A 14,102-nucleotide genomic window follows, 5' to 3' on the forward strand; every position below is an offset into this window, starting at 1 on the left:
CCGCACGGAACAAAAAACGGCGATTTTGAGCCAGATCGGCGCATCCCCGACCATGGAGCCCGTCCCGGTGATCCCGGGAACGTCAGTTCCATGAGAGGCGCACCACCCATGCACAACACCGGAACCGTCGCACGGTCGGCTCCGGCCCCCGCGGACATCCCCGCGGAGACCCGCACGGCTCCCGTCGAAGACCCGCACGGCGACACCGGCCGGCATGCCCGCCGGTTCGGCCTGCCCGTCGCCACCGCGCTGGTCATGGGCAACATCATCGGCGGCGGCATCTTCCTGCTCCCCGCGTCCATCGCCCCGTACGGCACGGTCAGCCTGGTCGCCTTCGGGGTGCTGACCGTCGGCGCCATCGCGCTGGCCCTGGTCTTCGGCCGGCTCGCCGCCCGGGACCCGCGCACCGGCGGCCCCTACGTCTACGCCCGCGAGGCGTTCGGCGACTTCGCGGGGTTCCTCGCGGCCTGGTCGTACTGGATCACTACCTGGGTGTCGAACGCCGCGCTCGCCGTGGCCGCCGTCGGATACCTCGACGTGCTGATCCCGGTGAACGAGCACCACTGGACCGCCTGTCTGGCCGCGCTGGCCCTCCAGTGGCTGCCCGCCCTCGCCAACTTCGCCGGCACCCGGTACGTCGGCGCCGTCCAGCTGGTGTCCACGGTGCTGAAGTTCGTGCCGCTGCTGCTCGTGGCGGTCGGCGGGCTGTTCTTCTTCGACCCCGACCGGCTCGGCCCGTTCAACTCCAGCGGTCAGGGGGCGATCGGCGCGGTGTCGGCCTCCGCCGCCCTGCTGCTCTTCTCCTATCTCGGGGTGGAGTCCGCCGCCGTCAGCGCTGGCGAGGTCAGGAACGCGCGCCGCAACGTGGGGCGCGCCACCGTGATCGGCACCGCGGGCGCCGCGCTGGTGTACCTGCTGGGCACGCTGTCCGTGTTCGGCACGGTCGCGCACGACCGTCTGGTGACCTCCACCGCGCCGTTCTCGGACGCCGTGAACACGATGTTCGGCGGCAGCTGGGGCGGTACGGCGGTGGCGCTCGCCGCCCTGGTGTCGATGACGGGGTGCCTCAACGGCTGGACCCTGCTGAGCGCCCAGACGCCGTACGCGGCGGCCCGCGACGGCCTGTTCCCGAGCGCCTTCACGCGCCGGCGGCGGGGCGTGCCGACGGTCGGGGTCGGCGTGACGGTCGTCCTCGCCTCGCTGCTCACCGTCTACAACTACCTGTCGGGCTCGGGCAGGGTCTTCGAGGTCCTGGTCCTGGTCACCACGTTCACCGCGACCGTGCCGTACCTGCTGGCCACGGCCGCCCAGATCTTCCACCTCGTGGCCGGCCGGCCCGAGGCGGTCGACCGGGCGCGGCTGGCACGGGACTCCGTGGTCACCGCGGTGGCCTCCGCCTTCTCGGTCTGGCTGATGGCGGGCGCCGGCTACGCGGCCGTCTACCAGGGCGTGCTGTTCCTGTTCGCCGGGATCATCGTCTACGCGGTGATGGCGGCGCGGCGGCAGCGCAAGCAGACATCCCCGGTGGAGGTGCCGTGACCGCCGGCGCCCGCGGAACCCCGCTTTCGCGCCGATGCCGCCACTCGGCGGGTCCCACCGGGTGACCCAGGCAAGCCGGTGCGGGGCCGCGGCCTCGTCCGGCGCCGGGTTGCCCGGTCGCCGCCGGCCCGTCGGCGGCTGCCGGCCCCGTCACGCGCTGCCGGACGCCGTGCGCGGGAGCGTGCTGTGCACTCCCGGCCGGTACTTGGGGATGCGGATCGTGATCTTCATGCCGGCTCCGACGCCGGTCTCGATCACCAGCCCGTGCTCGTCGCCGTAGACCTGCCGCAACCGCTCGTCCACATTGCGCAGCCCGATACCCGCCGAGGGGCTGCCCTCGCCGCGCAGAATGCGGCGGAGCCGCTCCGGTTCCATGCCGACTCCGTTGTCCTCGATGACGATACGGGCCAGCGCCCCCTCGTCCAGCGCGGTGATGCTGATCCGGCTGCGCTCGACGCTCTCCTCCAGCCCGTGCTTGACCGCGTTCTCCACCAGCGGCTGGAGACACAGGAAGGGCACCGTCACGGGCAGCACCTCGGGGGCGATCTGGAGGGTCACGCGCAGCCGCTGCCCGAACCGGGCGCGGACCAGCTCCAGGAACTGCTCGATGGAGCGCAACTCCTCGGCCAGGGTGGTGAACTCACCGTGCCGGCGGAAGGAGTAGCGGGTGAAGTCGGCGAATTCCAGCAGGAGTTCACGGGCGCGCTCGGGATCGGTGCGGACGAACGAGGCGATCGCCGCGAGGGAGTTGTAGATGAAGTGCGGCGAGATCTGCGCGCGCAGCGCCCGGATCTCCGCCTCGATCAGTCCCGTGCGGGCCCGGTCGAGTTCCGCGAGTTCGAGCTGTACGGAGACCCAGCGCGCCACCTCCCCGGCGGCCCGGAGCAGGGACGCCGACTCCCGGACGCCGAGCACGACGAGCGCGCCGAGCACCCGCCGGTCGACGGTGAGCGGCACGGCGGCGCCCCAGCGCACGGGACAGTCCGGGTCCGCGCAGCCGACGGCGAAGGTCTGGGCGCGGCCGGTGTCCAGCACCTGGCGGACCCGGTCCAGGACGGCGTCCTCGTGGTGGCGGCCCGGCCCGTCCCAGGCCAGCGGCCGATCGTGGTCGGTGAGGCCGAGCGCGGCCGTGCCGAACAGCGGCCGGAGCCGCCGTACCGCCTTGCGGGCCGCGTCCTCGGTGAGTCCGGCGCGCAGCGGGGGCGCGGCCTCCGACGCGGTGTGCAGGGTGTGGAAGGTGGCGCGCTCGACGGGGGTACCGGAGTCCGTCCCGCCCTCGGCGGCACGGCGGGCCAGCAGGCGTCCGACGGCCAGACCCCCGGCGAACGACAGCGGGGCTCCGGCGGCGAGCAGGGCGAACTCGTTCATGCGCGGGCCCTGTCGGCGGCGGGCCGATGGATCGTCATGGGGCGGTCACTCCTCGGCGGGTGGTGGGCGCGCCCTGGCCGGCCGGGCGTTCGGGCAGGTGGAGGCGGGCCATGGCGGCCTCGGTGCCGGCGGGGACACGGTCCCGGGTGGCCAGGGAGACCAGGATCATGGTCAGGAAGCCGAGCGGTACGGACCACACGGCCGGCCAGGCGAGCAGGGTGTGCGCCCAGCCGTCGGTCAGCGGGCCGGCGATGGTCAGGGCGACCGCGACGAGGGCGCTGCCGCCGCCGGTGAGCAGCCCCGCGATGGCGCCGGGCGCGGTGAGTCCGCGCCACCATATGCCGAGCACCAGCAGCGGGCAGAAGGAGGAGGCGGCCACCGCGAAGGCGAGTCCCACGGCATTGGCGACGGGCAGGTTGCCGGCGGCCACGCTCACCGTGACGGGCACGACGACCGCGAGGAGTGTCGCCAGCCGGAAGTGGCGGACGCCGAGCGAGGGCAGCACGTCCTGGCTGAGCACGCCCGCGACGGACAGGGTGAGCCCGGAGGCGGTGGACAGGAAGGCGGCACAGGCGCCGGCGGCGATCAGCGCGCCGAGCAGATCGCCGCCCGGGCCGCCGACGAGCCGTTCCGGCAGGACGAGCACGGCCGCGTCCGTGGTGCCGGTGAGCAGCAGGTCGGGGGCGTAGATCCGGCCGAGCAGGCCGTAGAGGGGCGGCAGCAGGTAGAAGCCGCCGACCAGGGCCAGCACGATCACGGTGGTGCGCCGGGCGGCGCGGCCGTCGGGGTTGGTGTAGAAGCGGACGAGGACGTGGGGCAGTCCCATGGTGCCGAGGAAGGTGGCGAAGATCAGCCCGTACGTCGTGTACAGCGGGTGATCGTTCTCGCCGCCCGACAGGGGCGCCGCCCAGCTGGAGGCTCCGCTGTGCCGTCCGTCGTCGGACTCACGCTCGGGCACCGGTGAGTCGGGCGGGAACCGGAGGGTCGTCCCGGCCCGGACCTCGTGCACCCCGGGGTCCAGCAGCAGGCGGCCGTTGTCGTAGCCCTGTCCGTCCACGGCGCCGGTCGCGACGGCCCGCAGCGGCGCCTCGATCCGGATGCGGACGGTGGTCTCCACGGTGACCTGGGTGTGCCGGCGGAAGGTCGGCGGTTCGTCGAGGGCGCCGGCGGGGCGCGGGTCGCCGTGCCAGGCGAGCACCAGGAAGATCGCGGGCACGAGGAGCGCGGTCAGTTTCAGGCAGTACTGGAAGGCCTGGACGAAGGTGATGCTGCGCATGCCGCCGGCGGCCACGGCGAGGGTGACGACGACGGCGACGAGCACGCCGCCGAGCCAGCGCGGCGCGCCGGTGACCAGGCCGAGGGTGAGGCCCGCGCCCTGGAGCTGGGGCAGCAGGTAGAGCCAGCCGACGCCGACGACGAGCACGCTGGCGACGCGCCGGGCGGCCTTCGACTCCAGCCGTGCGTCGGCGAAGTCGGGCAGGGTGTAGGCCCCGGAGCGGCGCAGCGGGGCGGCGACGAACACGAGCAGCACGAGATAGCCGGCGGCGTAGCCGACGGGGAACCACAGCATCTCGACGCCCTGGGCGGCGACGAGTCCGGCGATGCCGAGGAAGGAGGCCGCCGACAGGTACTCGCCGCTGATGGCCATCGCATTGAGGTACGGCGGAACGGTACGGGAGGCGACGTAGAAGTCGGAGGTGGTGCGGGAGATGCGCAGCCCCGTCGAGCCGATCACGAGGGTCGCGACGACCGCCGCCGACACGGCCACGATGCCGTACGTCTGGTTCACCCGGCGGCCCCGGGAGCGCGGGCGGGCCGGTGTGGCTGGGCGTCGGTCACCGTCAGGCCCTTTCGGCGAGGTCCGCGGTGTCCCGTTCGTTGCGTTCGGCGCGTACGACGTACCAGCGGCCGATGACGACGAGCGCGGGGTAGACGGCGACGCCGAGAACGGCCCAGACGATCAGGGCGCTGCCCGGCCAGGCCCCCGTGTCCGGCAGGGCCGTGAAGACGAGGGGCAGCGGACCGAGAAGGACGACGAGCAGACCGAACGCCAGGAGTCCCAGGCGGAGTTGACGACGTATCAGGGATCGCAGCGCCAGGGAGGCGACGGCCGGCCCCTCCTCGCCCACCCGGACGGAACCGGGGCGGGCAGCTCCATGGCCCTCATGACTCCCATGGCCTCTGTGGCTTCCGTGGTCCGCGCGGGCCGCACGCGGAGTCCCCGTGACCACTTCACGTCGAGGAGTCCCAGGTGCACTCATGCCGCGTCCTCCGACCGCGATGATCACACTTCGCAGTGGAGTGTACGCACCAGGAAACCAAAGTGACAGCTTCCGGTCAGCGACCGTTGCCGGACCGGTCCGCGATGGCCTTCTCTGCGAGAAGATCCCACACTTCACGGGCATTCCGCCGACTCACGACCAGCACAGAGGTGCCGACCGTGACCTCGAATCTCCCCCCATCGACCCGGAATTCGTCGATGCAGGCGAGGGAGACGAGATGGCGCCGGTGAATCCGCACGAAACCCCTCCCCCGCCAGCACTCCTCCAGCGTGGACAACGGAATCCGCACCAGGTGGCTGTCCTGGCGGGTGTACAGCCGGGCGTGGTCGCCCTGCGCCTCGGCGTGGGTGATGTCGGCGACGGACAGGAACCGGGTCACGCCCTCGCGCTCCACCGGGACACGGTCCGCGAGCGGCCGGGCCCCGGAGCGCCCCGGCCGGGCGGCGCGGTCGGCCGCGACCAGCTCGGCGACCCGCCGGACCGCCTCGGCCAGCCGCTCGCGCCGCAGCGGCTTCAGCAGATGGTCGACGGCCCGGATACCGGACGCCCGCAGGGCGTACTCCTCGTGCTCCGCGTGCGCGGTGACGAAGACGATCCGTGGCGGCTCGGCGAGCCCGGCGAGAAGCCGTGCGAGGTCCATCCCGCCGAGCCCCGCCATGCGGATGTCCAGGAACACCGCATCGACGCCCGCAGCACCGCCCGGCCCCCGCCGGCCCAGCCGCCGCAACGCCTCGGCCCCTTCGAGGACCCCCTCCGCCGACCGCACCCGGGGATCGGCCCGCAGCAGGAACAGCAGTTCGGCGAGCGCCGGTTCCTCGTCGTCGACGGCCAACACCCGAAGCATGGCGACTCCTCCAGGAAGCGGACGGAGGGGGCCGTGAACGTGTGGCGTCCCCGTGCGGGAGCACGGGGTGGGGGGTCGGCGGGTTCAACCGCGTGTCGGGGACCACACGGCGAAAGGCCGCGCCGGATTCCTCCGACACGGCCTCTGACCTGCTTCTCACAAGTCGGGACGACAGGATTTGAACCTGCGACCCCTTGACCCCCAGTCAAGTGCGCTACCAAGCTGCGCCACGTCCCGCCGCGGTCTCACGCGGAGCGTTCCGCGTGATCGCGCAGGTCAACATTACCGCACCTGGGCGGGTGCCCGTGTCGGCCCCGGTACGGGGTCCGGTGCGGACGGGTGGCCGGTGCGGCGGACCGGGACGAGGAGGGCGGCGCCGGTCGCGGCCAGGCAGAGGAGGGCGAGCAGGGCCCAGCCGTGGGTGTAGCCGGAGGCGTACGGCAGTCCCGAGGGCTGGAGCCGGCCGGTCACCAGGACGCTGGTGAGCGCGGCCCCGATCGAGCCGCCGATGGTGCGGATGTTGGCGTTCATCCCGGTCGCGGCGCCGGTCTGTTCCGCCGGCACGCTGCCCACGATGAGGTTGGCCATCGAGGCGAAGGCGAGTCCGATGCCGAGGCCGAACAGGCCCGAGACGACGGCCACCTGCCACTGCTCGTCATGCCACAGGGTGAGGAAGCCGCAGGCCAGCGCGCCGAGAGCGGCACCCGCGGTGAGCAGCGCCTTGGCGCCGACGCGGGGCTCCAGGCGGCCCGACAGGACGCCGGAGAGGAACATCGCGACCAGCATCGGCAGCATGAGCAGGCCGGAGGCGGTGACGCTGGCACCGAAGCCGTATCCGGCCGCGGACGGCGTCTGGACGAAGCCCGGCAGGAAGGACCAGATGGAGTACATGCCGGCGCCGAACAGCAGCGCGGCCGTGTTGGTCGTCCACACCGCGGGCAGCCGCAGCACCCGCAGATCGATGAGCGGTGTGCGCGAGCGGGCCTCGGTCACCAGCCATACCCCGAACAGCACGACGGCGGCGGCGAACAGGCCGAGCACCTTGCCCGAGCCCCAGCCCCACTGCCCAGCCTGGCTCAGCGGCAGCAGCAGGGCCACCAGCCAGCCGGAGAGCAGCACGGCCCCGACCCAACTGACCTTGCCCTCCGCCCGCTTGGGCGACTCGGGGACGTAGCGCAGCGCGATCAGGACGGTCGCGGCGACGATCGCCACCGGGATCCAGAACAGCCAGCGGTAGTCGAGCGCGGACACGATGGGACCGGCGGCCACGATGCCGACCCCGCCGCCGGCGGCGATCACGGCGGAGAGGTTGCTGATGCTGCCGCTGACCTCGCCGGGGGCGAACTCGTCCCGGATGATGCCGAAGGAGAGCGGGAACAGCGCGCCGCCGACGCCCTGGACGACCCGGGCGATGATGAGCACGCCGATGTTCGGGGCCAGCGCGGCGACGAGACAGCCCGCGAGGACGGCCACCAGGACGGCGACGAGGGTCCGCTTCTTGCCGGCGAGGTCGCCGACCCGGCCGAGGATCGGGGTGAAGACCGAGGCGGACAGCAGATAGGCCGTCATCACCCAGGTCGCGGTGGACTGGGAGGTGTGCAGGGCGTGCTGGACGGTCGGCAGGGCCGGCGCGATCAGCGACTGGAGCATGGAGAACACGCCTGCACCGGTCGCGAGGACCGTGAAGGTGAGGCGAGTGGACGCGCGGGGCATGAAGGAGCCTCTCCGAAAACAGGGATGCGGAGGGATGACAGGGACGCGGAGGTTCGAGTACTGAGTCGCGTACCGAGAGGCGCGGTCGTACGGGCCGGGCCAGGGAGTGTGCGGAGCCGGCCGCGCGGGCCGCGTCCGGCCACGGCGGAGCCGACCCCGCACTGTTAAAGTGGAGGTACGCCTCCACTGTAGCGGAGGTGAACCTCCGGTTCCAGTCGATTCCCTCCCGGGAGGCAGCAGTGACGGCCACGCCGTTCCCCGTCAGCGAGATCGTGGCGGCCCGCCGGCCGCACCGTAAGGACGCCGCCCGCAACTACGACGCCCTGCTCAGCGCAGCGCGCGAGGCGTTCGCGGAGCACGGCGCCGAGGCCTCCCTGGAGGACATCGCCCGCCGGGCGGGCGTCGGCATCGGCACCCTGTACCGGAACTTCCCGACCCGCCGCGACCTGTTCGAGAGCGTCTACGCCGACGAGGTCAACGCCCTGTGCCAGGCGGCCGTCGAGCTGGCCGACCGGGAGCCCTGGGAGGCGCTGACGGCCTGGCTGAACCGGTTCGCCGGATACATGGTCACCAAGCGCGCCGTGCGCGAGGCCCTCGACGGCGAGTCGGACATCTTCCAGTCCTGCCGCGACTCCATGTACGAGGCCGGCGGCCCGCTGCTGGAGCACGCGCAGCAGGCCGGTGTCGCCCGGGCGGACATGGACTTCGGCGATCTGCTGCGGATGGTCGCCGGGATCACGGCGACGGTGTTCGAGGACGACGCCCAGCGCGACCGGGTCCTCGCCATCGCCCTGGACGGAGTCCGCACGGCCCGCTGACCCGCTCCTCGATGGCCGCGTTCTACTTGATGACCGCGTTCGCCACCACCACCACGACCCCCAGCAGCGCGTCCCCCGGCCCCATGAGGACGGCGGTCGGCCAGCGGCGTGCCGACCAGCGGGCGGTGACGAGGCCGATCCCGAAGAGGATCACGATGTTGAGGACGAACGCCGCGTACTCGACGCCCTTCGCGGACCACCACCCCCAGCGCGCGCCCGCGAGCAGGAAGACCGTGGGCAGCACGGCCGTGACCAGGGGCCACTCGTTGCGCATCGCGAGCAGGACGTCCCATCGGCCGTGCGGGGTGCGCTCGGCGATGTAGTGGGCGTAGCCGTGGGCGAGGGCGGAGGCGCACGCGGTCACCAGCACCCAGGCCGCGTCGTAGCCACGGACGTCGGCGGACGTGTGCCCGTACCGGGTGAGCGCCGCGACCATCGAGCTGGCGAGGACGGCGCCGTACACGCCGCCGAACAGGACGATCTCCCGCGTGTCGTGCCGCCGGGCCGGCCGCCGTGGAGTCAGCCATGCCCCCATCATCCGGGCCCCACACCCCCGCCAGCCGGCGCTTCCCCGACGAAGTCTCCTCCGACCAGGCCCGATGCCCCACACCCGGGAGGTGGTCCGGGAGTCGCCGGACGGCCGACAGCTCCGCGGGGTCTGGCAGTTCACGCCGGGCGCGGTCACGGACACGGAGGCGGACGAAACGTTCGTGGTGATCAGCGGCTCGGCGACCATCGAGGTCGAGGACGGGCCGACGCTGACGGTGGGCCCGGCGACAGGGCGGTGCTCCGCGCGGGCGACCGTACGACGTGGACCGTGCACGAGACGCTGCGCAAGGCCCACGCGATCAACCTGTGATGAGGCCGTGGCAACCCGTGAGGCCTGGCAACCCGTGAGGCCCGGCAACCCGTGAGGCCCTGTCGGTCTCGGGGCTGTCTCAACCCGTGAGGCCGTCCCCGGGCGGCCCTGTCGTCCCGCGGATCTCCAGCGTCGGCGCGGCCAGCCGCACCCGTCCCTCGCGCTCCGGCCGTTCGAAGCGGTCCAGCAGGCAGCGGGCGGCGCGCCGGCCCACCTCGTGCGGAGCGGTGTCGACGGTGGTCAGCCAGAGGTGCCGCAGCCGGGAGACGCTGGTGTTGTCGTACCCGGTCACCGACAGGTCGCCGGGCACCCGCAGCCCCAGCTCGCCGGCCGCCGACAGCGCGCCCACCGCGGCCATGTCGTTGACGGCGAAGAGCGCCGTGGGCCGCTCGGTACGGCTGAGGAGGCGGACGGTTCCGCGGTAGCCGCCCTCCTCGGTCAGGTCGCCGGGTTCGACGAGCGGTTCGGCGCCGTGCGCCCGCATCGCCGTCTCGAAGCCCCGCCGGCGCAGGGCGCCGACGGCGCCGTGGCCCGCGAGGTGCGCGATCCGGCGGTGGCCGAGCCCGAGCAGGTGCTCGGTGGCGAGCCGGGCGCCTTGCTCGTCGTCCCCGGCGACGACGTCCACGCCCGGTGGCTGCGCCTCGCGCGCGCCCGCCACGACCACCGGCATCCGCCGCGCGAGCGCGCCGAGCCCGCCCGCGTCCGGGACCGTGCCGACGACCACCAGTCCGTCGACGCCCAGGTCCAGGAAGGGCTCGGCGAGGTCGTGGCCCATCCGCCGGCCCAGGCGGGCGTCGGCGAGGAGCATGTGCAGACCGGCCGTGTGCAGCAGGGAGTTGAGCCCGTCGAGCAGGTCCACGAACCAGGGGTTGCGCAGGTCGTCCAGGAGCACGCCGATGGTGCGGGTGCGCTGCTCGCTCAGGCTGCGGGCAGCCGCGTTGGGCCGGTAGCCCAGCTCGCGTACGGCCCGCAGGACCGCCTCCCGCTTCTCGGGGCGCACCGGGCCGGAGTCGCGCAGCACCAGGGAGACGAGCGACTTCGACACGCCGGCCCGTTCGGCCACGTCGCGGATCGTCGGCGGTCTCATGGGATGGACCGTTCCATGGGGCGTGCCGCGCTGTCAAAGGGTTGACACGCTGGTCATGTCCGAACAAAGGTGGCCTGGACCGCTGATGGACCGGTCCAAAAGAGAGGTGCTGTCATGGTGGACGCGCTCGGTGTCGCCGTCATCGGGTTCGGCTGGATGGGCCGGGTGCACACCCAGGCGTACGCCCGGCTCCCGCACCACTATCCCCGACTCCCGCTGCGGCCCCGGCTGGTCACGGTCGCCGAGGAGGTGCCGGGGCGGGCGGAGGAGGCCGCCGAGCGGTTCGGGTTCGCGTCGGCGACCCGCGACTGGCGCGAGGTGGTCGCCGATCCGCGCGTCCAGGCGGTGAGCGTCACCGCGCCGAACTTCCTGCACCGGGAGATCGGCGTGGCGATGGCCGAGGCCGGCAAGCACCTCTGGATCGAGAAGCCGGTGGGCCTGACCGCCGGGGACGCCCGCGCGGTCGCCGACGCCGTCGCCGAGGCCGGCGTGCGGGGCACGGTCGGCTTCAACTACCGCAACGCGCCCGCCGTCGAGGCCGCCCGCGAGCTGATCGCCTCCGGCGGCATCGGCACGGTCACCCACGTCCGCATCCGTCTCTTCAGCGACTACGCGGCCCACCCGGACGGCGCTCTGACCTGGCGGTACGAGCGCGAGCGCGGCGGCAGCGGAGTGCTGGGGGACCTGGCCTCGCACGGCGCCGACCTGGCCCGCTTCCTGCTCGGCGACATCGCCTCGCTCACCGCCGACACGGCGGTCTTCGTCCCGGAACGCGCCCGTCCGAGCGGCGCGACGGCCGGCCACGCCCTGGCCGCCGGCGGCGAGCCGGGCCCGGTCGAGAACGAGGACTACGTCAGCTGCCTGCTCCGCTTCGCCTCCGGCGCCCGCGGCGTCCTGGAGGCCTGCCGCGTCTCGGTCGGCGAGCAGAACAACTACGGCTTCGATGTGCACGGCACCCGGGGCGCGGTGTTCTGGGACTTCCGCCGGATGAACGAACTGAAGGTGAGCCGGGGTACGACGTACCAGGACCAGCCGGTGAGCACGGTGTACGTCGGCCCGGGCGCCGGCGAGTTCGCCGCGTTCCAGCCGGGCGCGGCCAACGCGATGGGCTACGACGACCTGAAGGTGATCGAGGCCTACCGCTTCGTCCGCTCCATCGCCGAGGGCACCCCGTACGGCACCACGCTCGCGGACGCGGTGCACAGCGCGACCGTGCTGGACGCGATGGCGGAGTCGGCCGCGAGCGGGGCGTGGGTCACCCTGCCGGGGTCGTAGGCATGTTGTACGGCGTGACCACCTGGATCGCGGACGGCAGGACCGGCCCGGCCGGCGGCAGCGCGCCGTGGAAGCGCATCACCTCGTGACAGGCCTCGCGCAGATCGTGCCGCAGGTCGTGGTGGAGCACGGCGGACAGGCGGTGCTCGCGCAGCAGCCGGGTGTTGTCGTGGTCCAGGTCGTGCGCGACGAACACGGCGCAGTCGCGGCCGAGGTCGGCGAAGGCCCGCAGGGTGGCGTTGTTGCCGCCGCCGATGGAGTAGACCGCCCGGATCTCCGGGTCGCGTTCCAGGGCGGCGCGGACCAGGTCGTACTGCGTTGCGTCCAGGCCCTGCCCCTCGGTGATCTCCACCAGCGCGCGCTCGGGATGCCGGGCCCGCATCACGCTGCGGAAGCCCATCTCGCGCTCCTCCTCGTTGCGGAAGAAGCCGCTGCTGAGGCTGGTGAGGACGTTGCCGGGCCGGTCGCCGAGCCACTGGCCCATCAGGTAGGCGGCGGTCGCGCCGGCCGCCCGGTTGTCGATGCCGACGTAGCCGACGCGTCCGCTCGCGGGCAGGTCGGTGACGAGGGTGACGACCGGGACGCCGGCGGCGGTCAGCCGGCCGACGGCCGCGGTGACCTCTGGGACGTCCGGCGCCTTGAGGATCACGCCCTGTGAGCCGCGCCGGGCGATCCGGTCGAGCGTGCCGACCAGTTCGCGGACCGGGCCGGTCTCGCGGAAGTGGAAGCGGGAGCGCACGACGGCCGGGTGCAGGGCGGGCAGTTCGGCCTCAAGGGCGGCGCGTACGGCGGTGGTGAACCGCTCGGGCGCCTGCGCCACGATGTCGACCATGAAGGTACGGCCGACCAGCCGGACCTGGGTGCGCTGCCGGTCGAGATCGGCGATGGCCCGGTGCACCTCCCGCGCGGTGCTCTCCCGCACCCCTCCCCTGCCGTTCAGCACCCGGTCCACGGTGGCCTCGCTGAGACCGGCCTGACGTGCGATCTCCCGGATCGGGAACGGGTGGCCCATGGACCGGCTCCTTGAGGGGTTTTTGATGGCCGCGTGCTGGTTGTTCGAGGGGTTTGTACTGACAAGAATGACAGGACCGCGCCGCTCCCGGTACCAGAAGCGCGGCGCTCCCGTGACCGAAAGAGGGACACCGATGTCCGTCGCCGCCGTGCCAGGCCGCGCCTGGCTGTCCGAGCAGGACTGCGATCTCGGCGCGTTCCGCGCCCTGGTCGAGCGGACCACGGACCCGGCCGGCTACCCGCACGCCGCGTCCGTCGAGGAGAACGTCCTCGTGTACGAGGGTGAGCGGCTGCGGACGGCCGGTGACCGGTCCGCGCTGGGGGCGGAGCTGGTACGGGCGTTCGCCGAGGGCCCCGGGATCGTCGTCGTCCGGGGTGCCTTCCCGGAGCCGGAGGTCGTCGACCGGGTCACGGCGGTGTTCGAGGCGCTGATCGCCGAGCAGCGGGCCACGGGCGCGACGGCGGGCGACCACTTCGCCGCGCCGGGCGCCAACGACCGGGTGTGGAACGCGCTGGAGAAGACGGCCCTGTACGACGCGGAGGCGTTCGCCGACTACTACGCCAACGACGTCCTGGCCCTGCTCGCCGCGGCCTGGCTGGGCCCCGGCTACCAGGTCACCTCCCAGGTCAACGTGGTCAACCCGGGCGGCGCCGGACAGACCGCGCACCGGGACTACCACCTGGGCTTCCTGAGCAACGCGGTGGCCGCCGCCTACCCCGCGCACGTGCACCGCCTCTCGCCCGCGCTCACCCTCCAGGGCGCGGTCGCCCACTGTGCCATGCCGGTGGAGTCCGGTCCGACGCTCTACCTGCCGTACTCCCAGCTCTACGAGCCGGGCTATCTGGCCTGGCGGCTCCCTAAGTTCCAGGAGTACTTCGCGGCCCACCACGTGCAGCTCCCGCTCGCGAAGGGCGACGCGGCCTTCTTCAATCCGGCGCTCTTCCACGCGGCCGGCGCCAACCGGACGGCGGACGTCCGGCGGACGGCCAACCTGCTGCAGATCTCGTCCGCGTTCGGCCGGGCGATGGAGACCGTGGACCGGGAGGCCGTGGTGAACGCGGTGTTTCCGGTGCTGCTGCGGCGCAAGGAGGCGGGCGCGTCCGAGGAGTGGCTGGAGAACGTGATCGCCGCGAGTGCCGAGGGCTACCCCTTCCCCACCAACCTGGACAGCGACCCGCCGGTCGCCGGGCTGGCCCCGCCGGCGCAGGCGGACCTGGTGCGGCGGGCACTGAGGGAGACATGGCGGCCCGGGCGGCTGCGCGAGGAACTGCGAGCGGCGGCGGAACGCCGGGAGAGCTGAGGCAG

Annotated in this window: 12 protein-coding genes, 1 tRNA gene and 1 pseudogene; 5 read left to right on the forward strand and 9 right to left on the reverse strand. The window is 73.3% G+C overall.

What is annotated here, in order from left to right:
- Positions 1-108: 108 nt before the first annotated feature.
- Positions 109-1,539, forward strand: coding sequence for an amino acid permease (locus tag ACZ4WH_RS26340; RefSeq protein ID WP_468184765.1), 1,431 nt, complete (start codon positions 109-111; stop codon positions 1,537-1,539).
- A gap of 150 nt (positions 1,540-1,689) precedes the next feature.
- Here the strand turns inward: ACZ4WH_RS26340 and ACZ4WH_RS26345 are convergent, their stop codons facing one another.
- From ACZ4WH_RS26345 to ACZ4WH_RS26370, 6 genes are all read right to left on the reverse strand, one after another.
- The gene (locus ACZ4WH_RS26345; protein ID WP_468184767.1) at positions 1,690-2,907 is read right to left on the reverse strand and encodes a sensor histidine kinase; all 1,218 of its coding nucleotides are present in this window, start codon (positions 2,905-2,907) and stop codon (positions 1,690-1,692) included.
- A 34-nt stretch (positions 2,908-2,941) separates the two neighbouring features.
- Complete coding sequence (locus ACZ4WH_RS26350) at positions 2,942-4,696, reverse strand: sodium/solute symporter (protein WP_468184770.1); 1,755 nt, start codon at positions 4,694-4,696, stop codon at positions 2,942-2,944.
- Positions 4,697-4,748: 52 nt separating this feature from the next.
- Positions 4,749-5,036, reverse strand: coding sequence for a hypothetical protein (locus tag ACZ4WH_RS26355; protein WP_468184772.1), 288 nt, complete (start codon positions 5,034-5,036; stop codon positions 4,749-4,751).
- Positions 5,037-5,244: 208 nt separating this feature from the next.
- Complete coding sequence (locus tag ACZ4WH_RS26360; protein ID WP_468184775.1) at positions 5,245-6,033, reverse strand: LytR/AlgR family response regulator transcription factor; 789 nt, start codon at positions 6,031-6,033, stop codon at positions 5,245-5,247.
- 163 nt (positions 6,034-6,196) lie between these two features.
- Positions 6,197-6,270, reverse strand: a tRNA-Pro gene (locus ACZ4WH_RS26365).
- 45 nt (positions 6,271-6,315) lie between these two features.
- Positions 6,316-7,746 (reverse strand): MFS transporter, encoded by a 1,431-nt coding sequence (locus ACZ4WH_RS26370; RefSeq protein WP_468184777.1) that lies wholly within the window; start codon positions 7,744-7,746, stop codon positions 6,316-6,318.
- Positions 7,747-7,985: 239 nt separating this feature from the next.
- Between ACZ4WH_RS26370 and ACZ4WH_RS26375 the strand changes: the two genes are divergently transcribed.
- The gene (locus ACZ4WH_RS26375; RefSeq protein ID WP_468184780.1) at positions 7,986-8,564 is read left to right on the forward strand and encodes a TetR/AcrR family transcriptional regulator; all 579 of its coding nucleotides are present in this window, start codon (positions 7,986-7,988) and stop codon (positions 8,562-8,564) included.
- Between the two features lie 22 nt (positions 8,565-8,586).
- Here ACZ4WH_RS26375 and ACZ4WH_RS26380 read toward each other — a convergent pair whose 3' ends face one another.
- Positions 8,587-9,102: a hypothetical protein gene (locus ACZ4WH_RS26380; RefSeq protein WP_468184782.1), complete on the reverse strand. Its 516-nt coding sequence runs from the start codon at positions 9,100-9,102 to the stop codon at positions 8,587-8,589.
- Between ACZ4WH_RS26380 and ACZ4WH_RS26385 the strand changes: the two are divergent.
- Positions 9,053-9,423 (forward strand): annotated as a pseudogene (locus ACZ4WH_RS26385) (cupin domain-containing protein). The gene ACZ4WH_RS26380 and the pseudogene ACZ4WH_RS26385 sit on opposite strands and share 50 nt — an antisense overlap.
- Before the next feature lie 79 nt (positions 9,424-9,502).
- Here the strand turns inward: ACZ4WH_RS26385 and ACZ4WH_RS26390 are convergent.
- Positions 9,503-10,510: a LacI family DNA-binding transcriptional regulator gene (locus tag ACZ4WH_RS26390; protein WP_468184785.1), complete on the reverse strand. Its 1,008-nt coding sequence runs from the start codon at positions 10,508-10,510 to the stop codon at positions 9,503-9,505.
- Positions 10,511-10,624: 114 nt separating this feature from the next.
- Here ACZ4WH_RS26390 and ACZ4WH_RS26395 point away from each other — a divergent pair, with 114 nt between their 5' ends.
- A complete protein-coding gene (locus tag ACZ4WH_RS26395) occupies positions 10,625-11,785 on the forward strand; it encodes a Gfo/Idh/MocA family protein (RefSeq protein ID WP_468184788.1) in 1,161 nt (386 codons plus the stop codon).
- Here the strand turns inward: ACZ4WH_RS26395 and ACZ4WH_RS26400 are convergent.
- Positions 11,766-12,797 carry a LacI family DNA-binding transcriptional regulator gene (locus ACZ4WH_RS26400; RefSeq protein WP_468184790.1) on the reverse strand — a complete coding sequence of 344 codons (1,032 nt, stop codon included), beginning with the start codon at positions 12,795-12,797 and terminating at the stop codon, positions 11,766-11,768. The genes ACZ4WH_RS26395 and ACZ4WH_RS26400 overlap by 20 nt on opposite strands.
- A 133-nt stretch (positions 12,798-12,930) precedes the next feature.
- On the opposite strand from ACZ4WH_RS26400, the gene ACZ4WH_RS26405 reads away from it, so the two are divergent.
- Positions 12,931-14,097, forward strand: a complete 1,167-nt coding sequence (locus ACZ4WH_RS26405; RefSeq protein ID WP_468184793.1) for a phytanoyl-CoA dioxygenase family protein — start codon at positions 12,931-12,933, stop codon at positions 14,095-14,097.
- The last annotated feature ends 5 nt before the right edge of the window (positions 14,098-14,102 follow it).

It is taken from the genome of Streptomyces sp. NPDC029138 (genome assembly GCF_055564375.1).